At 62.3% G+C, this 26,988-nt stretch carries 25 protein-coding genes; 7 read left to right on the top strand and 18 right to left on the bottom strand.

The window, feature by feature from the left end:
- Nucleotides 1-509 (top strand): nucleoside monophosphate kinase (locus tag AC1DXX_RS01130; RefSeq protein WP_478132319.1); only part of this gene is annotated, 509 nt, incomplete at its 5' end.
- A 101-nt stretch (nucleotides 510-610) separates the two neighbouring features.
- Here the strand turns inward: AC1DXX_RS01130 and AC1DXX_RS01125 are convergent.
- Both AC1DXX_RS01125 and AC1DXX_RS01120 read right to left on the bottom strand, forming a co-directional pair.
- Nucleotides 611-1,402 carry a hydroxyacylglutathione hydrolase gene (locus AC1DXX_RS01125; RefSeq protein WP_478132318.1) on the bottom strand — a complete coding sequence of 264 codons (792 nt, stop codon included), beginning with the start codon at nucleotides 1,400-1,402 and terminating at the stop codon, nucleotides 611-613.
- Between the two features lie 251 nt (nucleotides 1,403-1,653).
- The gene (locus AC1DXX_RS01120) at nucleotides 1,654-1,797 is read right to left on the bottom strand and encodes a hypothetical protein (RefSeq protein WP_478132317.1); all 144 of its coding nucleotides are present in this window, start codon (nucleotides 1,795-1,797) and stop codon (nucleotides 1,654-1,656) included.
- 504 nt (nucleotides 1,798-2,301) lie between these two features.
- Between AC1DXX_RS01120 and AC1DXX_RS01115 the strand changes: the two genes are divergently transcribed.
- Both AC1DXX_RS01115 and AC1DXX_RS01110 read left to right on the top strand, forming a co-directional pair.
- Nucleotides 2,302-3,696, top strand: a complete 1,395-nt coding sequence (locus AC1DXX_RS01115; RefSeq protein ID WP_478132316.1) for a M20 family metallopeptidase — start codon at nucleotides 2,302-2,304, stop codon at nucleotides 3,694-3,696.
- A 232-nt stretch (nucleotides 3,697-3,928) separates the two neighbouring features.
- Complete coding sequence (locus tag AC1DXX_RS01110; RefSeq protein ID WP_478132315.1) at nucleotides 3,929-5,098, top strand: GlxA family transcriptional regulator; 1,170 nt, start codon at nucleotides 3,929-3,931, stop codon at nucleotides 5,096-5,098.
- A 149-nt stretch (nucleotides 5,099-5,247) separates the two neighbouring features.
- Here AC1DXX_RS01110 and AC1DXX_RS01105 read toward each other — a convergent pair whose 3' ends face one another.
- The 3 genes from AC1DXX_RS01105 to AC1DXX_RS01095 form a co-directional block, all read right to left on the bottom strand.
- Nucleotides 5,248-5,589, bottom strand: coding sequence for a RidA family protein (locus tag AC1DXX_RS01105; protein ID WP_093078002.1), 342 nt, complete (start codon nucleotides 5,587-5,589; stop codon nucleotides 5,248-5,250).
- A gap of 108 nt (nucleotides 5,590-5,697) precedes the next feature.
- On the bottom strand, nucleotides 5,698-6,525 hold the full coding sequence (locus AC1DXX_RS01100) for an alpha/beta fold hydrolase (RefSeq protein WP_478132314.1): 828 nt from the start codon (nucleotides 6,523-6,525) through the stop codon (nucleotides 5,698-5,700).
- A gap of 157 nt (nucleotides 6,526-6,682) precedes the next feature.
- Entirely contained in the window at nucleotides 6,683-7,417 is a 735-nt protein-coding gene (locus tag AC1DXX_RS01095; protein WP_478132313.1) for a glutathione S-transferase family protein, read from the bottom strand.
- A gap of 286 nt (nucleotides 7,418-7,703) precedes the next feature.
- Here AC1DXX_RS01095 and AC1DXX_RS01090 point away from each other — a divergent pair, with 286 nt between their 5' ends.
- Entirely contained in the window at nucleotides 7,704-8,678 is a 975-nt protein-coding gene (locus AC1DXX_RS01090; RefSeq protein WP_478132312.1) for a Bug family tripartite tricarboxylate transporter substrate binding protein, read from the top strand.
- 369 nt (nucleotides 8,679-9,047) lie between these two features.
- On the opposite strand, the gene AC1DXX_RS01085 is transcribed toward AC1DXX_RS01090, so the two are convergent.
- Nucleotides 9,048-10,226 (bottom strand): PLP-dependent transferase, encoded by a 1,179-nt coding sequence (locus AC1DXX_RS01085; RefSeq protein ID WP_478132311.1) that lies wholly within the window; start codon nucleotides 10,224-10,226, stop codon nucleotides 9,048-9,050.
- A gap of 250 nt (nucleotides 10,227-10,476) precedes the next feature.
- Between AC1DXX_RS01085 and AC1DXX_RS01080 the strand changes: the two genes are divergently transcribed.
- A complete protein-coding gene (locus AC1DXX_RS01080; protein WP_478132310.1) occupies nucleotides 10,477-11,565 on the top strand; it encodes a phenylacetaldoxime dehydratase family protein in 1,089 nt (362 codons plus the stop codon).
- A gap of 97 nt (nucleotides 11,566-11,662) precedes the next feature.
- On the opposite strand, the gene AC1DXX_RS01075 is transcribed toward AC1DXX_RS01080, so the two are convergent.
- From AC1DXX_RS01075 to AC1DXX_RS01020, 12 genes are all read right to left on the bottom strand, one after another.
- Nucleotides 11,663-12,376 carry an IclR family transcriptional regulator gene (locus AC1DXX_RS01075; RefSeq protein ID WP_478132309.1) on the bottom strand — a complete coding sequence of 238 codons (714 nt, stop codon included), beginning with the start codon at nucleotides 12,374-12,376 and terminating at the stop codon, nucleotides 11,663-11,665.
- 73 nt (nucleotides 12,377-12,449) lie between these two features.
- Entirely contained in the window at nucleotides 12,450-13,166 is a 717-nt protein-coding gene (locus AC1DXX_RS01070; protein ID WP_478132308.1) for an ABC transporter ATP-binding protein, read from the bottom strand.
- Nucleotides 13,163-13,921 (bottom strand): ABC transporter ATP-binding protein, encoded by a 759-nt coding sequence (locus AC1DXX_RS01065; RefSeq protein ID WP_478132307.1) that lies wholly within the window; start codon nucleotides 13,919-13,921, stop codon nucleotides 13,163-13,165. The genes AC1DXX_RS01070 and AC1DXX_RS01065 overlap by 4 nt, the downstream gene beginning before the upstream one ends.
- A complete protein-coding gene (locus AC1DXX_RS01060) occupies nucleotides 13,918-14,880 on the bottom strand; it encodes a branched-chain amino acid ABC transporter permease (RefSeq protein ID WP_478132306.1) in 963 nt (320 codons plus the stop codon). Before AC1DXX_RS01060 ends, AC1DXX_RS01065 begins: the two co-directional genes overlap by 4 nt.
- Complete coding sequence (locus AC1DXX_RS01055) at nucleotides 14,873-15,730, bottom strand: branched-chain amino acid ABC transporter permease (protein WP_478132305.1); 858 nt, start codon at nucleotides 15,728-15,730, stop codon at nucleotides 14,873-14,875. The genes AC1DXX_RS01060 and AC1DXX_RS01055 overlap by 8 nt, the downstream gene beginning before the upstream one ends.
- A gap of 7 nt (nucleotides 15,731-15,737) precedes the next feature.
- On the bottom strand, nucleotides 15,738-16,937 hold the full coding sequence (locus AC1DXX_RS01050; RefSeq protein ID WP_478132304.1) for an ABC transporter substrate-binding protein: 1,200 nt from the start codon (nucleotides 16,935-16,937) through the stop codon (nucleotides 15,738-15,740).
- A 52-nt stretch (nucleotides 16,938-16,989) separates the two neighbouring features.
- Nucleotides 16,990-18,453 carry an FAD-dependent oxidoreductase gene (locus tag AC1DXX_RS01045; protein WP_478132303.1) on the bottom strand — a complete coding sequence of 488 codons (1,464 nt, stop codon included), beginning with the start codon at nucleotides 18,451-18,453 and terminating at the stop codon, nucleotides 16,990-16,992.
- Nucleotides 18,454-18,492: 39 nt separating this feature from the next.
- Nucleotides 18,493-19,971, bottom strand: coding sequence for an aldehyde dehydrogenase (locus tag AC1DXX_RS01040; RefSeq protein WP_478132302.1), 1,479 nt, complete (start codon nucleotides 19,969-19,971; stop codon nucleotides 18,493-18,495).
- A 308-nt stretch (nucleotides 19,972-20,279) separates the two neighbouring features.
- Nucleotides 20,280-21,221 carry a LysR family transcriptional regulator gene (locus AC1DXX_RS01035; RefSeq protein ID WP_478132301.1) on the bottom strand — a complete coding sequence of 314 codons (942 nt, stop codon included), beginning with the start codon at nucleotides 21,219-21,221 and terminating at the stop codon, nucleotides 20,280-20,282.
- 170 nt (nucleotides 21,222-21,391) lie between these two features.
- Nucleotides 21,392-22,234 carry an ABC transporter ATP-binding protein gene (locus AC1DXX_RS01030; protein ID WP_478132325.1) on the bottom strand — a complete coding sequence of 281 codons (843 nt, stop codon included), beginning with the start codon at nucleotides 22,232-22,234 and terminating at the stop codon, nucleotides 21,392-21,394.
- An 11-nt stretch (nucleotides 22,235-22,245) separates the two neighbouring features.
- Nucleotides 22,246-23,097 (bottom strand): nitrate ABC transporter permease, encoded by an 852-nt coding sequence (ntrB, locus tag AC1DXX_RS01025; protein ID WP_478132300.1) that lies wholly within the window; start codon nucleotides 23,095-23,097, stop codon nucleotides 22,246-22,248.
- A gap of 2 nt (nucleotides 23,098-23,099) precedes the next feature.
- Nucleotides 23,100-24,455 (bottom strand): CmpA/NrtA family ABC transporter substrate-binding protein, encoded by a 1,356-nt coding sequence (locus tag AC1DXX_RS01020; RefSeq protein ID WP_478132299.1) that lies wholly within the window; start codon nucleotides 24,453-24,455, stop codon nucleotides 23,100-23,102.
- A gap of 221 nt (nucleotides 24,456-24,676) precedes the next feature.
- Between AC1DXX_RS01020 and AC1DXX_RS01015 the strand changes: the two genes are divergently transcribed.
- Entirely contained in the window at nucleotides 24,677-25,717 is a 1,041-nt protein-coding gene (locus tag AC1DXX_RS01015; protein ID WP_478132298.1) for a carbon-nitrogen hydrolase family protein, read from the top strand.
- Nucleotides 25,710-26,762, top strand: a complete 1,053-nt coding sequence (locus AC1DXX_RS01010) for a molybdopterin-dependent oxidoreductase (protein WP_478132297.1) — start codon at nucleotides 25,710-25,712, stop codon at nucleotides 26,760-26,762. The genes AC1DXX_RS01015 and AC1DXX_RS01010 overlap by 8 nt, the downstream gene beginning before the upstream one ends.
- Nucleotides 26,763-26,988 lie beyond the last annotated feature (226 nt).

Below are 26,988 nucleotides of genomic sequence, written 5' to 3'. Positions count from 1 at the left end.
AGGCCGTCATGGACGCGGGCGCGCTGGTCAGCGACGACCTGATCATCAACCTCGTGCAAGAGCGCATCGCTCAGCCCGATTGCGCCGGCGGTTTCCTGTTCGACGGTTTCCCGCGCACCATTCCGCAGGCCGATGCCATGAAGGACGCAGGCGTCAAGCTCGATTACGTGCTCGAGATCGACGTGCCCTTCAGCGACATCATCGAACGCATGAGCGGCCGCCGCTCGCATCCCGCGTCGGGCCGCACCTACCACGTCAAGTTCAATCCGCCCAAAGCCGAAGGCAAGGACGACGTGACCGGTGAAGACCTGATCCAACGCCAGGACGACGAGGAAGAAACCGTGCGCAAGCGGCTCGAGGTCTACAGCCAGCAGACACGTCCGCTGGTCGACTACTACTCGGCCTGGGCCAAGGCCGATCCGGCTTCGGCTCCGAAGTACCGCGCCATCAGCGGTGGCGGCACGATCGATCGGACCATGTCCTTGGTTCGGGCGGCGCTCAATAACTGATTGCGCAGCGGCTCCCTCCCAACTTCACGCGCCTCGCGCTTGGGATCACAACCGCCTCTGTTCGGAACTCCGCGGAAGGCGAAGGAGTGTTAGCTAGCGGCTCACCATGTATTGCGCAGCTCGCGAAGCTTGACGAACACGGTCTTCGGGTCCGGCTTCTCGGGCAGATCGGGAAAGGCCTCGCGAAGCGCCGCAATGACACTCGGACTCGACAGGCGGAGGAAGGTGTTGATCTGCTTCTCCTCGCTCAGCGTCGTGACGCGGGCCTTGGCGGGGTCATGCCCCGCCACGCCGGGCAGCAGCGCCTTGGCGGCAGTGTTGTCGGGCTCGCGCGCGAGCGTGAAACGCAGATTGTTCTCAATGTAGTCGTGTCCGGGGTAGACGCGGGTGTCGTCGGGCAGCTTGGCCAGTTGCTCGACGAAGGTGGTGTACATGTCTTCCACATTGCCGCCGTTGTGGCAGTTGCCCGCGCCGGCGTTGAACAGCGTGTCGCCGGAGAACAGTGCAGGCCTCTCGGTATGAGAGCGCAGGCAGATGTGGCACATCGTGTGGCCGGGCGTGTCCATGCATTCGAGCTCGACGGTCTTGCCGACCTTGATCACGTCGCCGGCCTTGACGCCGCGATCCATGCCGGCAATTCGAGAGCCCGACTGGTGGTGGGCAATCACCTTGGCGCCGGTCGCCGCGACGACGGCTTCATTGCCGCCAGTGTGGTCGTGATGCTCGTGGGTATTGAGGATCTGCGTGATCTGCCAACCCTTCTCCTTGGCAGCCGCCAGGCATTTCTGGTGGTCCAGGGGATCGATGGCGAGAGCCTCGCCGCTCTCGGGGCAAACGATCAGGTAGTTGTAGTTGCGATAGGCGTTGCCGGTCCAGATGCGTTCGACGATCATGCGTTGCTCCAGGTGTCAGATACGAATGGCATTTGCTCGAGCGTGATCATCTCGTTGGGTTAGGCGCGATGAGCGCGGCACTTCCTGCTATAGGCCATCGTTTCGACGCGTGCTTCGTTCAGCGGCTCTGCAGGGCTTCGAGTACACACCGAGCGGCTGCATCCAAGCAGCCTCTTCCATTGCGCCCGAGCGAACGACCAACTGGTGAACAAACGATCCAGCACGTTGCAAGAATCGACACAGCCGATCCTTCATACCGCCACCGGCCAGGGCGCTCTAAGCACCCGTTTGGATTGCCGCCCGGTGCCAAGCAACAGCAGCTTGCCAAGCAGATGACTCACCGAGGCTGAGCCTCGCGACGCGAAGCTGATCGGCTTGACCTTGGATTCGGCCATCACGTCAGCCGTCGGGTTGAATGTAGCGCGGGTGGGATCGTTCGTGCCTGTCGCTCATACCTAGCTCGTGGTGCTTGCGATGACTTACCTACGAATGGAGACGTCGATGACCAATGTAGCTTCATGAAGAAAAAATTCCGTGGCTATTGACTGGAACATTGATCGATGCCCGCCTATGACCTTGCAATGCACCCATAACGCCAATTCGCCCGTTTCACTACCAGGCAGGTTTTCGGTCGATCAACAACGGAATTTTCGCCCCAGGGTGGTGGCATTGATAGGCTCGCGAAGCCATGAAACACGAAAGTTCTGCCGCGCTAACTGACGATGTCGCAATCATCCAAATCCAGACGCAAATTTGTCCTATTGCACCGGTTGGGAGCGCGATATCGTTCCAAGCAGTCAGTTACATGGAAGTATCGTCATGCGTTTCCGAGCAAAGTGCATCATCTCCACGGTCACGGGGGTGTCTCCCAATAGGCTTGACCTCTCTCGGGAGGCCGCATGACACGCGAAGCTGCACTGGCCCATGCCGCCGGTCACTTCGACAGCGGCGACTTCGTGCGCGACCTGTCGCGCCGTGTCGCCTTCCGCACCGCAAGCCAGGAGCCAGATTCGGGGCCCGCCCTGGCTGCCTACCTGCAGGACGAGATCGGCCCTTCATTGGCCAGGCTGGGCTTCAGTGTCAGCATCCACCCCAACCCCGAGCCCGCCTACGGACCGTTCCTGGTTGCTAGCCGCCATGAAGGCGATGACTTGCCCACCGTGCTGATGTACGGTCACGGGGACGTCATCCGCGGGCAGGACAAGAGCTGGACCTGTGGCCAGGGACCGTGGACGCTGGCGGTAGACGGTGAGCGCCTTTATGGTCGGGGCACGGCCGACAACAAGGGCCAGCACAGTATCAACATCGCCGCGCTGGCCACCGTGCTGGCGCTGCGCGGCCGGTTGGGCTTCAACATCAAATGGCTGCTCGAAACCGGCGAAGAGACCGGCTCGCCGGGCTTGGCAGCGTTCTGCTCCGCGCACCAGGAACTGCTGGCCGCGGATGTGCTGATCGCCAGCGACGGCCCGCGCGTGGGCCGGGACCAGCCCACCGTCTTCCTGGGCTCGCGCGGTGTGGCGAACTTCAGCCTGACGTTGAGCCTGCGCGGCGGAGGCGGCCACCACAGCGGCAACTGGGGCGGCCTGCTGCGCAACCCCGGCACGGTGCTGGCCAACGCCATCGCCAGCATGGTGGACGCCCATGGCGTGATCCGTGTCGAGGGCCTGCGCCCGCCGCCCATTCCGGCCAACGTGCGCGCTGCGCTGCAGGGTCTGCGCTTCGGCGGTGACGCCGGAGACCCGGAAGTTGACCCCGGCTGGGGCGAGCCCGGCCTGACTCCGGCCGAACGGGTGATCGCCTGGAACACACTGGAAGTGCTGGCCTACAAGACCGGCAACCCGGACTTCCCGGTCAACGCCATCCCGCCCGCCGCGCAGGCCTTCATGCACATGCGCTTCGTCGTCGGCACCGACGTGCGCCACCTGCGTGACGTCGTGCAGCAGCACCTCTCGATGCAAGGCTTCGAAGGCATCGAAGTCAGCGAACCCGAGATCATGCACGCCACCCGGCTGGACCCGGACAACGCGTGGGTGCGCTTCACGCTGGCCAGCATCGAGCGGAGCACCAGCAAGAGGCCCGTGCTGCTGCCCAACCTGGGCGGCAGCCTGCCCAACGATGTGTTTGCCGACATCCTGGGGCTGCCCACCGTGTGGGTGCCACACAGCTACGCAGCATGCCAGCAGCACGCACCAGACGAACACCTGCTGGCACCGGTAGCGCGCGAGGCACTACAGCTGATGACGGGCCTGTTCTGGGATCTGGAGTCAGCCGCGCCTGGACTCCCGCGACGCTGAGCGCGCCGTTTTCCGCGACTCGCCCAGCGTGCGGCGAATCCGCGGATGCAGGCGCCGGATGGACCCGATAGCCCCAAAGAAGTCCTGAAGCGCCGGTTGCCGGTTGCCATCTTCAACGCTGTTGCGCGGCCATCCGGCTTACTTTCTATGCGGCAGGTGGCATGAGCATCCCATCGTGCGCGCGCACACTGTCACTGCTACTATGTGACTACTTTATGGCAGGAGATTCACGATGATGCCAGTACCTTGTCTGAAGGCCGAACCCGCCAGGCTGGCGCGCCGGCGAGTGAAGGTCGGCTTCATCCTCCTTCCGGGCTTCACGATGTTTTCGTACTCGGCCCTGGTTTATATCTTGAAGCACTGCACCGACCCGGCAGCCGCGGTTGGAGTCGACTTTGAATATGTCGTCCTAGGACAAACGCCGGCCCAAACGACCTGCGGTGTCCAGGTGCCTCCGACAGCGCCGCTGCGCGCCGCCCGCGACTGCAACTACGTTTTCGTGATCGGTGGAAAGACCGCAGCCCCTATTGAAGACCGCAGATCGATTGTGGAGGCGCTGACCAGTGCCGACATGAATGGCGCAACGCTCGTGGGAACAGGTTCGGGACTGTTTGCGCTGATCGAAGCTGGATTTTTCGATCGATTGCCCTGCGCGACAGATTGGTATCGCGGCGCCGACCGAGATACCCGTTTTGCGGAGGTGCAGCAGATCTCAGGCAAGAACCTGGTAGTGAGTGGCAGGCGAGTGAGTTGTGCAGGAGGGCTGGCTGCGCTGGAACTCGGTTCATGGCTATTGGAACGTCATTATTCCGCCATCGGCGCGGAGATCCCCGCGCCGCAAGAGCTTTCGGCCTCTACCATCGAAACTGGAGAGAGCTCTGGAACAAGGGAGAATCCGCTCGACTCGAGAGTAGTTCGCGCGCTCAAGATTATCGAAAACAATCTTGGACGGGAGCCGCTGAAGGTTGAATCTCTTGCTTCGTCCTTGGGAATTTCCAAGCGGCAGATAGAGCGGCTTTTCCAGCAGGAAATGAAGCAACCGGTCCAGCAATATTGCCGCAACTTTCGACTCGCTTATGGCTATTGGCTTCTTCTGAACAGCTCCAAGTCCATCACCGACATTGCGACGATCACCGGTTTCTCCGATAGCTCCCACTTCAACCGATGTTTCCGAGCTCAATTTGCAACGACTCCCTCGCTGGCCCGGCAATCGAAGGCAAGCTTGGATGACGTCATCTCGCCGCAATGGGCTTCTCTCTACGAAAGAATCGTAAAGAGCGATCAGGATTTGGAACTGTCGCGCTCGAGGAAGTCGGTTTACACGAGTCTGGCCCACTCCGTGGTTGGTTCCTCCAACAGGATGAACCCCGATGGCGGCTTGGCCAAGGCAGAAATCCACTAGCGACAGGCCCCTCCGACAGTTGCTCGGCGAAGCATGTAGTTCAGTTCGGCGTATCACTGGTCTCTCCTGCCGTCTTGATCGACGCGCCCTCGGCCCGGATTGCCGCCAGTCGAATCGGCAGGCCGGGCCTTCGGCTCACAACGAAGCGATCAGATCGCCGCTGTGACGATGAACTCGACCTTGTATTTCGGCAAGGTGAGTTTGGCTTCGCTGGTGGCGCGCGCCGGCGGATTGGCCGGATCGATCCAGGCTTCCCAGACGGCGTTCATTTCGCCGAAATAAGCGATGTCCGAGAGATAGATGATCGTCTGCAGGATCTTCGACTTGTGGCTGCCGGTGGTAGCGAGCAGCTGGTCGACCTGTGCAAGCGCGCTCTTGCATTGGTCGGTGACGCTCTCGCCTTCGCCGACCCGGCCGGCGAGATAGACGATGTTGCCGTGGACGACGGCGTTGCTCATGCGGACGCCTGGTTCGATGCGTTGAATACTCATGGAATTCTCCTGGGAATTAAGTTGCGGGAAAAGGAGCCCCCGCGCGAAAAGCGGGGCGGAAAAATCTTTGGCTGCGAAGAGCAGCTCTTCTGAATGCGACTGCGACGCCTAGGAAGATTTAGGCAGATCGCCCTCGCCGCGCATGATGGACTGCGCGAATGTGACAAGGACAGCCGCAGCCTCGGAAACCTTTTCGGGAAGAAGTGCGTGGCCGGAGCCGTGAATGATCTCCATCGTCGTTCGATGGCCAACACGATCTCGCAAGAAGCCCTCCTCGGGCACGGGTGCAATCTTGTCAAATTCCGGTGCGACATACAGCACCGGCAGGTTCTTGCCTACTTCGGTCCAACTGCTGTCGGCCGTTGCATTTGTCGCCGCGAGCTGGAATTTGGAGACCTCTGTATGCCATCCCGCCAGCCAGACGGAAGCATCGTGCCCTGGAGCGAAGAAGTCGCGCTCCAAATAGAACAGGCGTTCCGCATCCGGCTTGGAATTGTCAGACACGACATTCACGGAAATCAACAGCTCGGGTGAAATTGTGCTGCCAATAATTGCCGCGAGAAGCGCGACAGATTTTGTCGTCGATGGCCAATGATGGGCGAGAACCCGTGCGACCCAGTTGCCAAACGCATGACCCACCACACACAAGACTTCAGGCTTATTCGGCGCGCAATCAGCCTCGATCGCAGCAACAACGTCGGCGGCGAGATCGATCAACGTAATGCCCTCGGTCGGCCCCGAACTCGCACCGATACCACGCGGCTGCGGTCGCAAAACGCGAAATCCGGCGGCGGCAATTATTGGCGCAATTTCGTCGAAATCGGTGGCACCTCGCGCCAGCGACGGAAGCAGGACAATGCGCGGACCCCTACCTTCCACCAAAAGTTCGACCTGACCTTCAGATGTTGGAATCAGTTTGCGTTCAAGTGTTGACATTTTTATCTCCTAATTTAGCGGTAGCTCGCCGAAATCGAAAACCGCGGTCTTTGCAAAAAACACCGATATGGAMCATTTCATTGCCGTGGACAGAAATCTTGTGTCAATCATCAAGGCCACTATATCGCGGCTCATCGGCAATGATCCACACTTTTCCTCACTGAGGTTTCAAACCATCGAAAAACTTGGAGGAAGCCAAAGACGGGCGTGACTGGATCGATTGGTGCCAGTCAGAGAGTGCCGGGAATTTCTCTCGCCAGCCGAGCCTCGGAAACCGAAAATCGGCGTATTCGGCAACGATGGCCAGCGTAATTGACGACAACCCGAAAGACCGTTGCGAGACGCGTTCGACGGCCTGCTCCAGTTTTGCCCAGATCATGCCCGACTTCAAGTTGAATGCATTGATCAGCGCAATCTGCTTCGTATCTTTCATTGATTCGATGCGCCATTGCACCAACAAGTCGAGGAAACCATTGCACAGCGCGTGCAATCGAAGCTCTTCCATTCGCGCCTCGGGCGACGACGGAATGATCTTGCCGCCGCCTGCCATTCGATCGAGGTGCTCAATAATCACGAGACTGTCGTAGAGCGTGGTGCCGTCATCCAGAACGAGCGTCGGGAGTTGTCCAAGCGGGTTGTATTGCAACAAAGCCAGGTCGGGCTTGTTCGGTGCGACGCGGGTTGGAATCGTTTCCAACTTTGCCCTTAGCCCCAGTTCGTGGGCACTCACGATGACTTTCCTGACGAATGGGGATGTTGATGACCAATATAGTTTCATGGAGAAGAATTCCTGGCTATTTATCTGAACATTGGCCGACGCTCGCCTTTTGATCAGACGCAGCTTGAACTCGCCGTCATCCACTTCCGAACTGCAGGCAGCAAGGCCGACCAATGGCGAAATTCTCGCCAGGGCGTCGGGGAATCGATAGGACCGCGAAGCCGCAGGAACATGAAAACCTCGCCGCTGCCATCATTGATGTCGCAATCGTCCAAATTCAGGCGCGCATTTGTTCTATCGCGCCGGGTTGAGTGAGCGATATTGTTCTACGCAGTCAATTTACAGGGAAGCGTCTCATGCGCTTGCTAGGAAAGTGCATCACCGCAAGTCGCCGTATTCGAGCGTCGATAAATTGACCGACTTCTTGTTTCGGTATCTGCTCTCGTTTTGCACAACCATCATGAAAAACCTCGTACAAATTGCACTTTCCCTTGCCGTTGTTGCCTGTTCGCACAGCGTCGTTGCCCAGACTTTCCCTGCCAAGCCGGTGACCATCGTGGTTCCTTATGCCCCGGGCGGCCCGGTAGACAACCTCTCCCGGTCCTTGGGCATCAGGCTGACCAAGGAATGGGGCCAGCCGGTGCTGGTTTTGAACAAGACAGGCGCCAACGAAATTATTGGTGCCGAATTCGTCGCCAAAAGCCCGCCCGACGGCTACACCTTGTTTGCGGCGACGGAGGCGGCCCTGACCATGAATCCGCACCTGTACAAGAAATTGCCCTACAACGCCGAAAAGGACTTCGCGCCCATCTCGCGGCTGATCACAGTGCCGATGGTGTTTTTGGTACCGCAGAGCTCGAAGGCCAATACCCTCAAGGAGTTTGTGCAACTGGCACGGAACGCCAAAGACAAGCCCATGACCTACGGCTCTTCCGGCGCCGGCGGCATCGTCCATTTGCCCCTCGCAATGTTCGCCAAGCAGGAAAACCTGGAAATGGTGCACATACCCTACAAGGGCGCGGCACCTCTGATCCCGGACATCATTGCGGGTCAAGTGGACTCGGCGATCCTCGGTGTTTCAGTCGTCGAGCAGCATGTCAAATCGGGCAAGATGAAGGCGTTGGCTATTTCCGGCGACAGTCGCAGTGTTGCCTTGCCGGAAGTGCCGACATTCAAGGAAGCGGGCGTCAAAGACATCAACGGTGCCTTCAACATCGGACTCGTCGCCCCTGCAGGAACGCCCGCTGCCGTGGTGGACAAAATCGCCAGCGACGTTCGCAAGATTCTGATGGAGCCCGAGTTCCGCCGCACGCAAATCGACGCCTATTCTTATATCGCTATTGGCTCCACGCCCGCGGAGTACAAGAGCTTTTTGGCACAAGACTTCAAAGTGCAAGCTGAACGGGTGAAAATATCTGGCGCCACACTCGACTGACACCAGCTTTCGTCGATCAGCTCGCGGGTCGCAAAGCTACGTGAGAACAAGGTGAGCGGGGCGCCGGGAGTTCTTTCATGATCGCGTTTGCCTCGCCGTCGCTGCTCTGCCATCGGGCAGTGCGTAAGTCCCGCGCTTTGACCTGCCTCTGTCGAGCTAAGCAGTCGTTCTTTCGGTCAGATATGTCCAGAGCACATCTGCGGCAGTTGCGGGCCGTGACGAAAGCGCATGGCCCCGGCTGGACCTCCCGCTTCCAACTCCTCCTTCCCAGTGTCGGTTGCGATACACRCGCACTTCAAGGGGCTTTCCGATGCCGTCGCGCCTCACCCGGCCTTCAGGCAAGGTGCGTCCGGCTTTGCGTCTGCGTGGCTATGCAGCCAACGCCCAGGACAAGGCCTGTGCCAGATCTTCCCGCAGATCATCAACGCTCTCCAGGCCGATCGAGAACCGCAGCAGATGTCCGGCATAGCTCTGCTTGCCGCTTCGGATGCTTCCCATGTCATAAGGCATGACCAGACTCATGGGACCGCCCCAGGACAGACCAATGCCGAACAATTTGAGACGGTCGCAGAAGGCATCGACTTGTGCGGGAGTGCGGGACTCGTCGATAAGCACCGAGAAGAGGCCGGCGGCTGCACTGCAGTGTGTCGCCCAGTATTCGTGCCCCGGGCATGATTCCAGGGCTGGGTGCAGGACCCGGTGAACTCCCTCTTGCTTAGCCAACCATGAGGCGAGTGCTCGAGCCGTAGCGTCGTGCAGGTCATAGCGAGCCTTGATGGATGCCAAGCCCCGCAGCACCAGTTCTGCATCGTTGGCGCCCACGCCCATGCCCAGGTCCAGGTATGCGGTGCGGAGCTTGTCATGCAGCCTGTCGTCGTTCGTGATGATCGAGCCCATCAAGACATCGGCACCGCCTGAAGGGTACTTTGTCAGAGCGTGGACGCTGATGTCCACTCCCGTTTCGAAGGAAGCGAAAGCGATGCCTGCACCCCAGGTGTTGTCGAGCGCGACGATCGCACCGGCGTTCTTGGCCGTCGCCACCAATGTGCGAAGGTCCGGAAATTCCATGGTGATCGAGCCTGGCGCCTCGACCCAGACGAGTTTGGTACGCCCGCTGAGCTTGGCCTGCAGGTCAGCGACGTCCATGGGGTCGTAGCACTGATGCGTGATGCCCAACTGCGAGAGCGTCGCGCGTGCATGGCGCAGCGAGGGTCCATACACGTTGGTGGGCAGAAGCACCTCGTCACCGCTCGACAGCAAACCGAGGTTGACCGCGGCAATGGCGGCCTGCCCGCTCGGACAGAGCAGGCAGTGCCGCCCGCCTTCGAGCGTGCACAGACGCTGTTCAAGGGTGTACGTCGTAGGCGTGCCGTAGAGACCGTAGCTGTACCCGTCGCGGTGGCCAAATGCCTTGGCACGTTCGCGCACCGTTGCAGCGTTCGGGAACAAGACAGTGGACCCCTTGAACACCCCAGGGGGAACCGCCTGGTAGCCGGCGGGCGGGACGTAGTGGTGGTGGATCAGTTGGGTGCTGATGTCTTGAGGCATGGCGAGAACTCTTCTGCAGGTCAGAAGCTTCAATGTATCGGAACACGAGGCTGTTGCCGCTGCGGCCGCCCTGGGAAAAATCGCACGCCGGGTTGCGCCGATGTCGCATGCCAGCCTTGCGCAACTCTGCACGCGCCATTGCGCAGATTCACATTGCGCATGTCCCGGCCTGGTCTCCATACTGCAAATCCCGTCGGAATTTCGCTGTRCAAAGGGTGGGCCTCTCTTTGGCAGCATCGACAAAAAAGACATGACAGCAAAGCTCATCCAGACCGCGCCGGCAGAAGCCTACGGCCCGTCAGAGCGCAGGTTTCCCCTGCGCAAGCGCGAAGGCTTCGTTCCCCAAGTGCAGCGCTGGTCATTCCAGCTGCCGCCCGACTGCATGCAGATGCGCGTGGGCTTCTTGGCGGTGCAAGGAGTGGACGACGCAGCGCTTGAGCGAAGTGCGTTCTTCCGCTGGGCGCAGGATGCAATGTCGCATGCCGCCGGTCCGACGACCTTCGATCACGCCCGCTTCACCGACATACAGGGATTGCGCAACCATGTCATCGCCGCCTACTGGGTTGACGAGGGCCGGTTTGAGCACTGGCGATCCGACGACGTACTGCAATCGTGGTGGGCCTCCAAAGAGCGCTTGCACGACACGACGGGTGTGTGGCGCGAAATACTGCGGGTACCGCGAGAGCGCCAAGAGAGCATCTACTGGGCGGACTACCCGGCAGGCTTGACGTCGAGCGATGAGGTTGCGATCTACCCTACTCCCTACTGCGGCTACTACGGTGCAATGCGCGACCGGATTGCACTGGCTGCGCGCGATCCCCTGGATGCGCCGGAAGGCTCAGTTCTGGACGCGCAGTCCGGGCGTGCCGGCTACGGCGAACGTTGGCGAATCACGCCGCCCCACAACCTCGCCGTGATCCGATCCGCCAATACGTGGGGGCGCATGGACGAAGAGCAACTGGCCGACTACGAGAGGAATCTCCAGCAGCCGCTGCAAGACGGCATGGCGTATCTGCGCGAATCACCGTTGCCCGCAGGCTGTGCTTCGCTGCGCATGCAGCGCAAGTTCGATGCGCAGGGGCGACAGTTGCCCGAGGACCATGCACTCGGGCATTTTCTATCGCTGCGGCACATGGAGGCGTGGGCGGAGAACCACGCGACGCATGCGGCCATCTTCAATGCCGCGATCTCTCGCTACCAGCGCTACGGCAAGGACAACCAGTTGCGCACCTGGCATGAAGTCTATGTACTCCCTGCCGGCGATCAGCTCTTCGAGTACATCCATTGCGGTCCGAAGACCGGTCTGCTGCGATGGTTCGACGGCGAGCGTGCGGGCTGAGCAGGCCCTTCACGTTGGGCAACCCATCTGAAATTCGACGGGGCCATTTTCCTTGTGCTGCCTGAGACCCCACGGATAGACGCGCGGCGCTGCGCCGCTACGAGACGGCATCAAACCACTTGGCGTCGCCACCGAAAAGGTCGGTCAGCTTCCGCGCCCCGGCGAAAAGCGCCTGAAGCATCGGCCCTTGATCGACGTTCTCGAAGCGATAGCGCGGTCCGGAAATTGTCAGCGCGCCCACCAACTGTCGATTCACGCTCAGCACCGGCACCGACAAAGCCGCGATCTCCGCGTCGTACTCGCCGAACGAGGCACAGGACATTTCGGCGCGGACGCGGTCATATTTCTTGCCGGTCTTTTTCTCACCAAAAGCCAAAAGCACCTGCGGAGCGGCGCCTTTGTCGATTGGCAAGCGATCGCCTTCGCGGATGGCATCGCGGATCATGCGGGCCGAGTCGACCCGATGAAGACACACCGCATGCTCACCGTCCCGGATATAGAACGATGCGCACTCGTAGGTGGCCTCGACCACTTCGCGCAGCACCTCGGGGACGTGTTCCGAAGTGCGGCACTGCCGCTGGTAAATCGCGCCGAGCCGCAGTGGCGCGGCACCCAGCTGAAAAGAGCCGTCGGCCAGGCGCTTGAGATAGCCCATGCGCTGCAACGACTCGGCCAACCGCAGGATCGTGCTCTTGTAGAGCCCTGTGCGGCGCGCAAGATCGGCGAGCGTCAATGCATAGTCCAGCTCGTTGAATGCGTCGAGCAGGCTCAACGCTCGTTCCACCGCGCTCACCCCGGAATCATCAGCCATCGAATGCCACCCAGAAGAAGATCGATCGAGTTTAGCGCCCCCCTTCCGGACACCACACGCATGTTGACCATTCTCAAGGCGCGTCGACGTCCAGGCCCAGGAACCGTTCGAGCACCGAGGCATCGGCATCGAGATCTTCGGTGCGACCTTCGTAGACAACAACACCTTCCTCGAGAATGTAGTGGCGCCGGGCGAGTGCGCGGCAGACTGCAAAGCTCTGCTCCACCAGCACGATCGGAATCCCCGATGCACCGACGCCGCGAATCAGTTCAGTGAGCTCGTCCACGATCACGGGCGCCAGGCCTTCCGTCGGTTCGTCGAGCAGCAGCAACCTGGGGCCCTGCACCAACGCCCGCGCGATGGCGAGCATCTGCTGTTCGCCGCCGGAGAGTGCACCGCCCAGGTTGCGGCGACGCTCGCGCAGACGCGGAAACTCGTCGTAGACGCGCTCCAACGTCCAGGGCGCGAGCTTTCTCTGTGCGATCTGCAGGTTCTCCTGCACCGACAGCAAGGTGAAGATGCCACGGTGTGCGGGCACCAGCGAGATGCCGCGGCGCGCGATGTCGTCGACCGCCATGCCGACGAGGTCGACGCCTTCGAAGCGCACCGAGCCGCCATGCGCGCGCAGCAGCCCGACGATCGTGCGCATCGTCGTCGTCTTGCCCATGCCGTTGCGCCCGAGCACGCTCACGATCTCGCCCGCATTCACGTGCATCGAAACGCCATGCAGTACATGGCTCTTGCCGTAGGACGCATTCACGTTCTCCAGCACCAGGATGGCCTCGCTCATGACTGGCTCCCCAGATAGACCCGCCGCACCTGGGCGTTCTCGCGGATTGCCGCCGGCACACCTTCGGCAATCACGTTGCCCTGGAACATGACGGTGATGCGATCGCTGATCCCCATGACCACGCGCATGTTGTGCTCGACCAGCAGCACTGCGTAGCGGGCCTTGAGTCGCTGCAGCAGTTCGGTGATGCGGGGCACGTCCGCAAGGCCGAGTCCGGCCAGCGGTTCATCTAGCAGCAGCAGGCGGGGTCGGGCAGCAAGGCACATGCCGATCTCCACCACGCGCTGCACGCCATGCGCGAGTGAAGCGACCGGTGTCGCGGCATGGCGCGTAAGTTCCAGCTCGCGCAAGACGTCCATGGCAACGTCGAGCCTTTGCGTCTCGCGCGTCCAGTTGCTCCAGAACCTGTAGGACCGCGACGGGGCGACGCCCATCGCCGCCATCTGCAGGTTGTGCAGCACGCTGCTTTCACCGAACAGGCTCGTCACCTGGAAGCTGCGCGCCATGCCGAGCCGGGCTCGCCGATGCGCTCCGGAGCGCGTGATGTCCTGCCCCTCGAAGACCAGGCTGCCGCGGCTGGCCGGCAGGCGGCCGCTCACGATGTTGAAGAAAGAGGTCTTACCCGCGCCGTTCGGACCGATCAGCGAATGCAGGCCGGTCGTGCCCAGTTCAAGGTCGATCTTTCCGACCGCCGTGAAGCGGCCGTAGTCGAGCCCAAGCCCGCGTGCGCTGAGGAAGGGGTTGCCCGCGGTCATGCGTGATCTCCCGCGCGCGCGCTTCGTCGAGCCCGCCAATGCACCCAGACACCGCCGAGCCCTCGGGGCGCGAACAACACCACGGCAATCAGCACGAAACCGACGATCATCTGCCAGCGCGGCCACCACTGAGACAGCTGCTCGGCCATCAAGGTCATGGCGAGCGCGCCGAAGGCCGCGCCGAGAAGCGACCGGCGTCCGCCGAGGATCGCCATGATGAGGATGGTCTCGGACGTCATGAGGTCGATGTTGGACAGCGGGGCCGAGCGCAGCTGCAGCGCATAGAGCGCGCCTGCCAGCGCGGTGATGCCCCCGGAGAGGCAGAAAGCCAGCAGCTTGAGCTTCTGAACGTCGTAGCCGGCGGTCTGCGCGCGCACCTCGTTCTCGCGCACCGCATCGAGTGCGCGGCCGAAGGGCGAGCGCACCACGAGGCGCAAGAACGCGATCGCAAGCACGAAAACCACGGCGATCAAGCCATACTGGCCAGCGCCTTCGCCGACGATGCCCTCGAGGCCCGTAGCGGGGCGCGGAATGTCGAGCAATCCGTTCTCGCCGCCGGTGAGCTGGGGGAACGACAGCGCGGCGAAGTAAGCGAGCTGCGCCATTGCGAGCGTGATCATCACGAAATAGATGCCACGCTGGCGAATGCTCAGYACGCCGATCGCCAGGGCCACGATCATGCCGGCCCCCATGCACACCAGCAGTGCCGCCATGCCCGCGCCCGGTGCCGCCTTCAGCACCATGCCGACGGCATAGGAGCCCACGCCGAAGAAGCTGCCCTGCGCGAAGCTCAGCAGCCCGGCGTAGCCCAGCAACAGGTTGCAGGCGGCCGCCGCAATCGCGAAGACCAGTACCACGCCGGCCGTAGCCGTCGAGCCCATCACCAGCGGCATGGCCAGTGCAAAGGCAGCCAGCGCCAGGCAGAAAAGCCCGGAAGAATGTTTGATCTTTTCAAGCACGGCCGAACAACCCCTTGGGCATGACGAGGAGGATGCCCGCCATGACGATGAAGATGGCGAGACGCGCACCCTCAGGCCAGATCGCGCTCATCATGCTTTGCGTGACGCCGATGATCAGTCCGCCCACCAAGGGCCCACTGAAGCTGCCGATGCCGCCGAGGACAACGACGACGAAAGCGATCACGATCGCCTCCGCACCCATCGAGGGATCGGCGCCGCGCAGCGGCGCGGCGAGGCCGCCCGCCAGTCCGGCCAGCCCTGTTCCCAATGCGAAGGTCAAGGCATAGACCCTGTTGACCCTGATTCCGAGCAGGTTGAGCATCTCGGACGATTCGTTGCCCGCGCGAACCCGAGCGCCGAACAGCGTGCGCTCGAAGAGAAACCACAGCCCCAGCCCAACCACTGCGCAGACCCCGAAGATGAAGATGCGGTAGACCGGGACCGGATAGGCACCGAGCATGAACACCCCGGCGAGCATGTCGGGCATGGGCACCTGCTGCGACTCGGGCCCGAAGATCATCACCACGCCTTCGGTCAGGATGAATGTCAGGCCGACTGTGATGAGGATCTGYGACTCGTGCGGCATGCGATAGGTGCGCCGCAGCAGCCAGCGCTCCGCCACCACCCCGATGACGGCCACAGCCGCGAACGACGCGGCAAGGCCGAGCAGGAAGCTGCCGATCTGCGCAGTGACGAACATCGCGATGTACGCCCCGATCAGGAACAGTGCACCATGCGCGAAGTTCACGAAGCCGAGCAGCCCGAAGATGATGCTCAGGCCCACGGACAGCAGGAAGTAAACCATGCCGACTCCGAGCCCATTGAGCGCCTGGAACAGGTAGATGTTCATGGCCCGCTCACACCAGCTTGCAATCGGACTCGGTCTGGGGAACCAGCGCGCGCGACGAAGACAGGATGTCGGCGTAGTCGTCCGCGTCTTTCATCGCCGCTTTCTTCTTGCCGCGCACCAGCAGGTAGTTCTTGGACACCTGGTGATCGAAGGTGCGGATCTGCTCCTCGCCCGTGAGGCCCTGGTAGCTGTGGCCTTCCAGCGCCTTCACGATCGCGGCGGGCTCGTCGCTGCCGGCGCGCTTGGCGGCGTCGAACATCAGCGTGGCGACCTGGTAGTCGGCGGCCGAGTAGAAGCGCGGGTTCTCCTTGAACTCGCCCTTGTAAACGCGCACGAAATCCTTGTTCGCGGGGGTGTCCAGCGTATGCCAGTACTGCAACCCGAAGTACATGCCGTCGGTCACGTCGGCGCCGAGCGCCTGGAAGGTGTCGAGTCCCGAGAACCACACGACCACCACCGCCATGCGCTGCTTGAGGCCGAAGGTCGCGGCCTGGCGTAGCAGATCGAGCGTGTTGGCGCCGAAGTTCAGTACCACCAGCACGTCGGCGCCGGACCCCATGGCGTTGCCGAGGTAGCCCGAGAACTCCTTCTCGGCCAGCGAGTGGTAGCTGTTGCCCACGTGTTCCAGCTTCGTTTCCTGCATCACTGTCTTCGCGTTGCGCAGCAGCGCCTCGCCGAACACGTATTGGCCGGTGATGGTGTAGACCTTCTTCCATTTTGGGTTCTGTTGGATCAGGGGCCGCATCACCGTGTTGACTGCGCCGTAGGTCGGCAGGCCCCAGCGGAACGTGGAGCGATTGCAGTCCTTGCCGGTGACTTCGTCGGCACCGACATAGGTGATGTAGACGCCTTTGCTCTTGTCGATCTCCTTCATGATCGCCAGGGCCTCGTTCGACAGCGCGGCGCTGCCGAAGTGGCGCGCCTTGTCCTGGTCGATGGCCTGCTGCACCTTGCGCACTGCAATAGCGGGATTGCCTTCGCTGTCGATCTTGCGGTAGTCGATGGGCCGGCCCAGCCCGTTGCCGAAGGCCGTGACAGCCGCGCGCACGCCAAGATCGCTGTACTTGCCGCTGGTGGCAAAGTTGCCCGAAAAGGCGTTGACGCTGTAGTAGCTGAAAGGCCTGGCCTGTGCGATGGCAAAGCGCGGCAGCATCAACGAGCCGGTCGCGGCGCTGCCCGCGACGGTGAGGAAGGAACGACGGTCCATGGTTTGTCTCCGTTGGTTTTTTTGTAAGGGATGTGCGTGCCGCTTTCGCGGCTCAGGCCGGCTGCGTGGCCGCGGCATGCTGGCCCGCGCGACGGCCGAAGACCAGGCCCCGTAGCACCGATGTCGAGCCCGTGTAGACCTGGTGGTAGATGCCCATGGTTTCCCCTGCGGCATACAGCCCCGCGATGACCCGGCCGTCCTGGTCGAGCACCTGCGCGTCGCTGTTGACCTTGAGGCCACCGAAGGTGAAGCAGTTGGTGGAAATGATCGGGTAGGCCTGGAACGGGCCCTTGTCGATGGGCCGCGCCCAGTGGCTCTTGCGCACCGCCAGACCGGTGGTGGCGCGGTGGTCGACGTGCAGCGGATCGAAGTCGCCCTGGTCTTTCGGGCAGGCCGAATTGAACTCGTTGACGGTGCGTGCGAGGCTGTCCGCGGGCACACCGATCTGGGCGGCCAGTGCCTCCAACGTGGGCGCGGTGATGGAGGGCTGGTCGGAGCGGATGCTGGTTCGCCAGCGCGGGATGTCCTCGACCTTCGCGTCGAAAATCACGTAGCTGATGCCGTCGGGTTGATCGGCAATGCAGCGTGAGATGTTGTCGTAGTGCGCGTCCACGGTGCCAGGGGCCTCGTCGGTGAAGCGGTGCCCATCCTTGTCGACCAAGATGCCGTAGGGATAGATGAAGACCACTGCTTCGGCCATCTTCGAGCGTGGGTCCACCGGCTCCGCGTGGTACGAACCGTACTCGCCGGCGGGCGCCGCGCCGGCATCCAGCGCCATGCGAATGCCWTCGCCCTTGTTGTAGTAGCCGCCGATTGCCACAGGGCGGATGTGCTTGCTGCGAAGTCCTACGTAGCGGGTCATCATCTCGGGGTTGCCCTGGAAGCCGCCGCTGGCAAGCAGCACCCTCTTGGCGCGCAGCACCTCGCGCACGCCGTCGGGACGGATCGCGACGACGCCATTCACTGCGCCCTCCTCCCCGCGCACCAGGTCGACCGCAGTGGTCCGATATCGAATCTCGCCACCCAGCGCGAGTGCCTTCGCGCGCAGGGTTTCTATCAGCGCCAATCCTCCGCCCATTGCCGCGATGCGCGTGGTGTTCTGGGTCAACAGATAGATCGGCTGGGGACCGAACTTCATTCCCAGTTCCTTCAGCCACGCCAGCGTCGATGGCACCGACTGTGCGAAGGCCGAGATCACTTCCGGATCGGGCAGAGAATGCGCCTTTGCGAATGCCGGCTGAAGCGCTGCGTCGTCCGTCAGTGCGTTGAGCACGTTGGGATCGATGTTCCAGCCAGCGTTGTGGGCGAAATGCTCTTCGAAGTCGTCGGAGACTTCCGAGTCGTTCTTCATGCGCATGTAGGCTTCGGTCCAGCGCGAGTTGCCGCCGAAATGCTCTTCCTCCGAACGCTCGAGGTTGACGACCTTGAGGCCCGCTTCCAACGCAGTGACCGCGGCCGAGAGGCCCGCGACACCGCAGCCGACGATCAGCAGGTCGGTTTCGATCTTTGAATTCATGTTGTCTCCGAGGACGGCGCTCAGGCGCCGGGTTGGGGGTCAGCCGAGCACGAATGCGTTGGTGCGTGACGGTTGTGTGGTGATCCAGACGCTCTTGCTTTGCAGGTATTCCTTGATCGCGTCGACGCCGCCCTCGCGCCCGATGCCGCTACGCTTGTAGCCTCCGAAGGGCGTGGTGAAACTGGTGGCGCGATAGTTGTTGACCCACACCGTACCGGCCTTCAACCGGTCCGACATGTGGAACGCACGATGCAGGCTCTGCGTCCATACGCCGGCCGCGAGACCAAACTGGGTGTCGTTGGCGATGCGCAGCGCATCGGCCTCGTCGTCGAAAGGAATCACCGAGAGCACGGGCCCGAAGACTTCTTCCTGCGCAATGCGCATGTCATTGGTGACGCCGGTGAAGATGGTGGGCGCCACGAACTGGCCTTGTCCGTAGCCTTCGCCGGTGAGCGCATGGCCGCCGAGCACGCACTCGGCGCCGCCGTCCTTGGCGATCTCGATGTAGTCCAGGATTTTCTGGAACTGGGCTTTTGTAGCGATGGGTCCGACCTGGGTTTCCATCTTTGCCGGATCGCCCACGATGGCTTTGCTTGCCACATCGATGAGCATCGCAACGAAGCGGTCGTGAATGCCGCGCTGTACCAGAAGCCGCGAGCCGGCCATGCAGGTCTGCCCGGCCGCACCGAAGATGCCGGCCACCGCGCCCATCACGGCCTGGTCCAGGTCCGCGTCGTCAAACACGATGTTGGCGGACTTGCCTCCGAGTTCGAGGGTGACTTTCTTGAAGTCCCTGGCGGCAATCTCGTTGATCTTCTGGCCGGCGGCGTCGCCGCCGGTGAAGGCCACCTTGGCCACCAGGGGGTGGCTCACGAGTGGCTCCCCGACTTCAGCGCCGAAACCGGTGATGACGTTGAAGACGCCAGGCGGGAAGCCCGCCAACTTCACCAAGGCAGCCAGTTCCAACAACGAGCTCGACGTGTACTCCGAAGGCTTGATCACCATGGTGTTGCCCGCTGCAAGCGCCGGGGCGATCTTCCATACCGTCAGGGCGAGCGGAGAGTTCCACGGTGTGATCGCCGCGACCACACCAAGGGGTTCGTGCTTGACGTAGTTGAAGACGCCGGTCTTGTTGATCGGCACCACTGCGCCCTGGACCTTGTCCGCCAAGCCTGCGTAATAGTGAAACCATTGCGCAACGTTCTGGACTTGCCCACTGACCTCGGCGATGAGCTTGCCGTTGTCACGCTGCTCGGTCTCTGCCAGAACGTTGATGTTTTGGCTCACCAGGTCAGCAAGCTTGCGCAGCAAGGCGCCGCGCTGCGTTGCTGTCAGATCGCGCCAAGCAGGTGCTTCAAGCGCGTCATGCGCGGCGCGCACCGCGAGTTCGACATCCGCCGCCCCGCCCCTCGGAACCTCGGCCCATGGTTTGCCAGAGTAGGGCTCGGTCGATTCGAACCAGACACCGGAGGCCGGGTCGATCCATTCGTTGTTGATGAACAGCTGGTATCGCTTCATGCGCATGTCTCTCGTGTGTCGATGTCCGAAAGTCTAGGACAATTCTAAAATAGATACAAGCATTCTGTTCAGTAGAACGCCAAAACCATGACAACCGTGGYTGCGCTCAACCTGGTCGTTGTCATCGATGGTCGTGTTCTCGAAGGAAAGCGCTTGGTTCACGCTGACGCAACTTGCCGGGCACGAGGATGAGCCAGACGCTGCAAGCGAACCCGTCGGCGGGGGTCTGCATTGGCGCCACCGCAGCGTTTGCTGAAGACACCGTTGCAAGCGAGGAACGCTTGTCAACAGGCGTCTATCTCACCACGCTAGCCGTGCGGCTCCGCGTCCGCAGGGCCGTTAAGCCATTCCTGCTTCGACTCGAAAAGCCGCCGAAGATACTCGGTGACGGCCCGGATGCGGGCCGAGTATTGGAGGTCATGGTGCACGCTCACCCAGAGCGTTCGCATCACCCTTGCCGTGTCGGCAAGCACGGGCACCAGCGTGTCCTCCTTCACCACGGAGAACTTGGGAAGCAGCACCAGGCCCAGCCCGGACGCAGAGGCCGTCATCTGCGCCAGCATGCTGTTGGACTGAAAGCTCATTTGAGGCCGGGTGATCAGTTCATCGAGCCAGCGTACGGCGTCGAGTTGGATCAGGTCGTCCAGATATCCCACGAACTGATGCTTGGAAAGGTCAGCCAGACTCGCAGGTGTTCCGTGCTTCTCCAGATAACTCCGGGAGGCATACAGATACAGCGCGAACGAGCCCGCTGTCTCGCATGCCAACCCTTGGCCGATCGGTTTAAAAAAGCTGACGAAGACATCGGCTTCTCTGCGGCTCACATTGACGATGGAAGAAGAAGTCACCAGTTCCACCCGCAGCTTGGGGTACTTGCACAGCAGCGATTCGAGATGCCGAGCTACAAAGGTGGTGCCGATCCCCTCCATCATGGCCACGCGCACACTGCCTGAAGGCTCTCTGTCGGTTCCGCCGAGTTCCTCCTGCAGCGACAAGACCGCTCGCTCCATGTTCTCGGCCTGGAGGGCGAGGACATGCGCCAGCTCGGTGGGTTTGAGTCCGGCGCGGTGACGCTCGAAAAGTGGGCCGCCCAGGCACAGCTCCAGCTGCGAGAGCCGGCGGCTGACCGTGGAATGATCGATGTGAAGCTGCCTGGCCGCCTGGGAGAGGCTCCCGGTACGGCTGATATGCAGGAACAGGCGCACATCGTCCCAATCGAGGTTGGCGAGGGGTACCTTCTTGGTCGTCATGCGGCCTTCTCGTGCGTTGTCGTATGCAATCCTCCATCGGCGTGACCGGCCGGTGGCTTCTGGATAGCATTTCACATCGAGATGCGCAATACAAGGGAAAGCGCAGCCGAGCATGGCCGCCTCTCAGTCCGGGCACAGTGCCTCGGCGATGGAAGATTGCCGAGGTGAATTCAGCCCGTCGGCTGCTCGACATGCGCCTGGCGGCGGTACAGGAAGTCCATCAGTGCGCGCCTGCACTCCGCATAGGTCGGGTCGGTCGCCAGGCTGACGCGATCGCGCGGGCGCCCGATGGGGACGTCCAGGATCTCCCCGATCCGTGCCGCGGGACCGTTGGTCATCATGACGATGCGGTCCGCAAGGAGCACCGCCTCGTCCACGTCATGCGTGACCATGACGACGGTGCTTTCGGTTTTCTCGACGATGCCGAGCAGCTCGTCCTGTAACTTGGCGCGCGTGAGCGCGTCGAGTGCGCCGAAGGGCTCGTCCATCAGCAGGACCTGCGGTTCCATCGACAGCGCCCTGGCGATGCCGACGCGCTGCTTCATGCCGCCTGAGATTTCGCTGGGCTTCTTGTGCGCGGCATGCGCCAGGCCGACCATCTCGAGCGCCGCCTCGGCGCGGCGATCGACCGCGGAAGCAGACTCCGCACGAAACACGCTGCGCACAGCCATGCGCACGTTGTCGAAGCAGCTGAGCCAAGGCAGGAGAGAATGGTTCTGAAATACCATCGCCCGCCGAGGTCCCGGCCCGCGGATGACCTCCCCGTCGCACGAGACGGTTCCCGCGGTCGGGGATGCCAGGCCGGCGAGAAGGTTGAGCAGCGTGGATTTGCCGCAACCGGAGTGGCCGATCAGGGCGACGAACTCGCCCCTGCGAATCTCCAGATTGATCTCGCTGAGCGCAGGAAATTCGCCTTTGGGCGTGCTGAAGGTCTGCCGCACACCGCAAACGCGCAGGAACCCGGGCGTTGCGGTCGAGGCAGTCGAAACAGTTGAGAAAGTTGGCCGCAACATCGTCTGATCTTTCATTCACGGAAGCTCAGCTGCTTCATCAATGCGCCCAGCAACTGGTCGAGCACCAGGCCGACAATGCCGATCATCACGATGGCGACGATGATGCTGGAGATCTGCAGGTTGTTCCATTCGTTCCACACGAAGAAGCCGATCCCGCTCTGGCCCACCACCATCTCCGCCGCCACGATCACCAGCCATGCGATGCCGATCGAGATGCGCATGCCCGTGAGGATCATGGGAACTGCTGCCGGAAAGACGATCTTGCGCGCGCGCTCCAGCGGCGTGAGTCCGATGACGCGGCCGACATTGGTCCAGTCCTGGCGCACGCTCGCGGTGCTGTACAGGGTGTTGAGCAGGATGGGCCAGATCGAACAGATGAAGATGATGAAGATCGCCGAGGCGCCGCTGTCCTTCAGCGTGTAGAGCGCGAGCGGCATCCAGGCCATGGGCGAGACAGGGCGCAGCAGCTGAATAAAGGGATTCAGCGCCTGACCCAACCAGGGAACCAGTCCCAGCAAGAAGCCCAAGGGGACCCCGACCAGGACGGCCAGGGCGTAGCCGCTGAACACGCGCCTGAGCGAATCGAGCAGATGCCAGGCAATCCCCAGGTCGTTCTCGCCGTTGCGGCGGAATGGATCTGCAAACAGTTCGCCGGCGCGCTTGAACACGTCGATCGGCGTCGGGATGGCCGAGCGCTCCACAGATGCACCGGGGCTCTTGCCCATCAACCTGTCGTAGTCCGAGATCTCCGCCGGCGCGCTGGCGCCTCCGCTGGAGGCGAGTGCCTGCCAGACTGCCAGCAAGAGCAGGCCGATCGCCAAGGTGGCCAGCCAGGAGCGCGAGGTTGAGATCGAGCTCTGCATGATCAAGCCTTGCCCAGCGACTTCAGATAGTCGGCGGGTCGGTCGGAGTCGAAGCTCTTGCCCAGGATGGTTTCCTTGCGGAATCCGACCTCGGGCGCCCTGCCGCCGCGCTCCTCGATGAGGCGTTTTGCATCGGTGGCCAGCATCACCTGGCGGGCGAGGCCCTTGTAGTCCAGGTCCTCCTTGATCATGTTCCATCGGCGCATCTGGGTCAGAAGCCACACCGCGCTGGAGTAGTGAGGAAAGGGCTGGAAGTCGATGCGGCGCGGCAGGGTCTTCACGTTGCCAAGGCCATCGGCATACCTGCCGGTGAGGACCTGGTCCACGACCGTTTCGGGCTGATTGAGATATTGGGGCTGGGCAAGGATCTTGGCTATCCCCGTGCGATTGGCAGGCTCGGACACATGCAGGCTCGCCGCGATGATCGCGCGGTAGGCGGCCATGAAGCTGTTCGGGTGGGCCTTGATCCAGGCCTCGGTCGCTGTGACCGAGCAGCAAGGATGCTCCGGCCAGATCTCGCTCGAGACCAGGTGAATGAAACCCGCACCTTCGTACACGGCCCGTTGCCCGCCCGGCTCGCCGCCGAAGAAGCCGTCGATGTTGCCCACCCGGAGGTTGGAAACGTACTCGGACGGAGGAACGACGCGGTAGGACACGTCCCGGTCCGCGTCCAGCCCTGCCGATGCGAGGTAGTGGCGCAGCTGGAGCATCTGATGGGATTGCTCGAACGGCACGGCGAACCTGAAGCCCTTCCAGTTCTTCGGGTCGCGGTTGTCCTTGTGCTTCATCGCAAGGACCAGCGAATTGCCGTTCTGGTTGAGCACCGTCATCACACGAGTCGGAATAGGAGCGCCACCGACGCCAGCGGACATGGCCAGCGCAACTGGCATCACCTGTTGGGAGATGTCCAGTTCGCCGTTGACCACCTTGTCGCGAATCAGCGCGATTCCGGCGATCTTCTGCAGGCTCAGCTCCAGGCCCTCGCGCGGGAAGAGTCCGAGCTGCTCCGCATAGATCAGCGGCGTCGCGCAGGTGATGGGCAGGAAGCCGACAGCGAGCCGCTTTTTCTCCGGCACGCCCTTGCTGCGCTCCTGCGCGACGGCGGCTAGCTGGGTCAGGGGCGTGAGTGCCGTGAGTGCGGCCAGCGCCCCTGCCCTCCCCAGCGTCTTGACGAAGGCACGCCGCAGGCCGCGCTCGGGAAAAAGGCCGTGCAGCATGCCCTGGGCCATGGCGCCGGCCAGCGCGTCGTCGGCATTCGCAGGCTTCTCCGCGAGGCACTCCTCATCGTCACCGTGGGTACTGCCACATGCGCAGAGGCCGGTGCGGGAAAGGCGAACATACTCGTGCGATGGGTCCATGGGCCCTCCAGGTGGGTTGAACGGATCAGGTCCGCGACACAGCAATGGTGGGCATGTTCCGTGCAAATAGCCGCCTGGAAATTCACAACCTGCTGTGCGCAGATCCTGCATGGACCCGCAGAGCCTGTAAAAACGCACCTCTCGTTGCGTTTTTCGAGCATCTATGCGGCCGTACCGGCAACTATCCTGTGGCCCTCAGCAACGCATAGCGAGTACCTGAAATGAGTTCATTGCCCCGGGTGAAGGTTGCTGCCGCCCACGTAGCGCCGGTGCTGCTCGATAAAACCGCCACGACCGAGAAGGCGGTTTCGATCATCAAGGAGGCCGCCCTCAATGGCGCGCAGGTGATCGCGTTTCCAGAGACCTATATACCGGCGTTCCCGGTCTGGGCGGCCCTGTGGGCGCCCATCTACAACCACGATCTGTTCGAGGCGATGGTCGAGAACAGCGTCTACGTGCCGGGGCCCGAGGTGGCCTTGATTGCCGCGGCCGCCAAGCGCTTTGGGGTGTGCGTGTCGATGGGCATCAGTGAACGCAGCACCGTGAGCGCAGGCTGCATCTGGAACTCGAACATCCTGATCGGCGAGACAGGCGAGTTGCTCAACCATCATCGCAAGCTGGTACCGACCTTCTACGAGAAGCTGGTCTGGGCGGCGGGAGATGGACAAGGGCTTCGGGTCGCCGAGACCCGCTTCGGGCGCATCGGTGGGCTGATCTGCGGCGAGAACACCAACCCGCTCGCACGCTTCTCGCTCATGGCGCAGGCAGAGCAGATCCATGTCTCCAGCTGGCCTCCGATGTGGCCCACGCGCAAGCCGTCGGGCGGCGGAAACTTCGACAACGTTGCAGCAAACCGTATTCGGGCGTCCGCCCATTCGTTCGAAGCCAAGGCGTTCGGAATCATCTGCGCGAGCTTCATGGACAAGGCGATGCGTGACTTTCTTGTGGATCGCGATCCGGCCGTGGCAGAGGTGGTCGACGGCACGCCGCGCGCCGCATCGATGTTCGTGGACCCGACCGGCACGCAGATCGGCGACACGCTCCAGCACGAGGAAGGGATCGCCTATGCCGAGTTCGACCTGAACAAGTGCATCGAGCCAAAGCAGTTTCATGACGTGGTGGGCTACTACAACCGATTCGACGTCTTCTCTCTGGGTGTCGAACGACGCCGCCACGAGCCGGTCGCGTGGTCAGGGCCATCCGATCCGCAGTTTCCTCGGCTGCTCGACGATGAGATGACTGCCGGGGTGCTGGATGAGTAGCTCCGATTGCCTGCCACCATTGCCTGAAGGAGCGGAGCGCTCGGTCGTCATTGGCCGGTCTCCCGGATTCCACCTGAAGCCGCCACCCGCCCCTGCGGCGCTGCGCGACTTCATCACCTGCGATGCGCAGCTCTTCGAGACCATCCACATGGGCTCCGTCGAAGTCGACGCCAGGCGATGGCGACTGCAAGTGGACGGGCTCGTACGCAGGCCTTTCTCGATCGGGCTGGACGGTCTCAGGCAGTTGCCTTCTGTCTCCGTCACGGCCTTCCACGAGTGCTTTGGCAGCCCCCTGGTGCCAGTTGACGGCAATCTCTGGCGGGTAGGCAACGTCCGGTGGACGGGAGTGCCGCTGGCTGTGCTGCTCGAGCATGCGCAGCTCGAGACGGGTGCCACCCATGTCTGGTCGGACGGGCTCGATAGCGGCGAATTCGGCGGTCGCAAGATGAACCGGTACCGCAAGGATCTGCCGATCTCGAAGGCGCTGTCTCACGAGGTGCTCGTGGCTTACGAGATGAATGGCGCACCCCTGACGCGCGAGCGGGGCGGCCCTGTTCGCCTGATCGTGCCAGGCTGGTTCGGCACCAACATGACGAAGTGGCTCTGCCGGCTGTCGGTCCGGGGCCGGCGCGCGAATTCCCCCTTCACGACCGTCTGGTACAACCGCGACAGCGAGCACGAAGGCGAAGTCGATCGAGAGCCGGTGTGGGCCGTTGAGCCCAATTCGATGATCACCCATCCGGCACCCGGCGACACCATCTCCACTGATGACGTGGAAGTCAAGGGCTGGGCCTGGAGCAACAACGGCATCGGTGGCGTGGCTCTCAGCACCGACGGCGGGGCAACGTGGAAGGAGGCCGAGGTCCGGCCCCGTCGAGAATTCGAATGGCAGCAGTTCGCGACGGTGCTTCCGCTGCCGCGAACGCCCGGCCCGGTGAGCATCGTCGCGATAGCTCGGGACGCCGATGGATCGACCCAGCCATTGAGCGGGACGCGAAGCTCGGCTCACTCGGTCCAGATTCAGCGGGTTCTATCGAGGTCTTGAACAGAGTGACGATGTCTTCCTTCGACGCGGCTGGGATCGTGAGATGTCTAAGCTCCCCATGTTCTTCCGCGACGCGACCGCAAGAAAGTCGCGCATTCAGTCGCCCCTTGTTGGTTGGTCACGACGGATCAGAAGTTCGTCCAGCAGGCAAGCGACATGCAGCGCATCCCGACCCGCGCCATCGGCGATCTGATGCCTGCAGCTGGTGCCGTCTGCCACCACGAAC

This window comes from Variovorax sp. P4_B10 (genome assembly GCF_056402375.1).
Note: the sequence above shows the minus strand (reverse complement) of the source record. Positions and strands in the feature narration are given on the sequence as shown.

Coding starts and splice junctions, on each gene's coding strand:
- AC1DXX_RS01125 (WP_478132318.1), bottom strand. CDS start 1,402: ATGATCGTCGAACGCATCTGGACCGGCAACGCCTATCGCAACTACAAC.
- AC1DXX_RS01120 (WP_478132317.1), bottom strand. CDS start 1,797: ATGGCCGAATCCAAGGTCAAGCCGATCAGCTTCGCGTCGCGAGGCTCA.
- AC1DXX_RS01115 (WP_478132316.1), top strand. CDS start 2,302: ATGACACGCGAAGCTGCACTGGCCCATGCCGCCGGTCACTTCGACAGC.
- AC1DXX_RS01110 (WP_478132315.1), top strand. CDS start 3,929: ATGATGCCAGTACCTTGTCTGAAGGCCGAACCCGCCAGGCTGGCGCGC.
- AC1DXX_RS01105 (WP_093078002.1), bottom strand. CDS start 5,589: ATGAGTATTCAACGCATCGAACCAGGCGTCCGCATGAGCAACGCCGTC.
- AC1DXX_RS01100 (WP_478132314.1), bottom strand. CDS start 6,525: ATGTCAACACTTGAACGCAAACTGATTCCAACATCTGAAGGTCAGGTC.
- AC1DXX_RS01090 (WP_478132312.1), top strand. CDS start 7,704: ATGAAAAACCTCGTACAAATTGCACTTTCCCTTGCCGTTGTTGCCTGT.
- AC1DXX_RS01085 (WP_478132311.1), bottom strand. CDS start 10,226: ATGCCTCAAGACATCAGCACCCAACTGATCCACCACCACTACGTCCCG.
- AC1DXX_RS01080 (WP_478132310.1), top strand. CDS start 10,477: ATGACAGCAAAGCTCATCCAGACCGCGCCGGCAGAAGCCTACGGCCCG.
- AC1DXX_RS01075 (WP_478132309.1), bottom strand. CDS start 12,376: ATGGCTGATGATTCCGGGGTGAGCGCGGTGGAACGAGCGTTGAGCCTG.
- AC1DXX_RS01070 (WP_478132308.1), bottom strand. CDS start 13,166: ATGAGCGAGGCCATCCTGGTGCTGGAGAACGTGAATGCGTCCTACGGC.
- AC1DXX_RS01065 (WP_478132307.1), bottom strand. CDS start 13,921: ATGACCGCGGGCAACCCCTTCCTCAGCGCACGCGGGCTTGGGCTCGAC.
- AC1DXX_RS01050 (WP_478132304.1), bottom strand. CDS start 16,937: ATGGACCGTCGTTCCTTCCTCACCGTCGCGGGCAGCGCCGCGACCGGC.
- AC1DXX_RS01040 (WP_478132302.1), bottom strand. CDS start 19,971: ATGAAGCGATACCAGCTGTTCATCAACAACGAATGGATCGACCCGGCC.
- AC1DXX_RS01035 (WP_478132301.1), bottom strand. CDS start 21,221: ATGACGACCAAGAAGGTACCCCTCGCCAACCTCGATTGGGACGATGTG.
- AC1DXX_RS01030 (WP_478132325.1), bottom strand. CDS start 22,234: ATGTTGCGGCCAACTTTCTCAACTGTTTCGACTGCCTCGACCGCAACG.
- ntrB (WP_478132300.1), bottom strand. CDS start 23,097: ATGCAGAGCTCGATCTCAACCTCGCGCTCCTGGCTGGCCACCTTGGCG.
- AC1DXX_RS01020 (WP_478132299.1), bottom strand. CDS start 24,455: ATGGACCCATCGCACGAGTATGTTCGCCTTTCCCGCACCGGCCTCTGC.
- AC1DXX_RS01015 (WP_478132298.1), top strand. CDS start 24,677: ATGAGTTCATTGCCCCGGGTGAAGGTTGCTGCCGCCCACGTAGCGCCG.
- AC1DXX_RS01010 (WP_478132297.1), top strand. CDS start 25,710: ATGAGTAGCTCCGATTGCCTGCCACCATTGCCTGAAGGAGCGGAGCGC.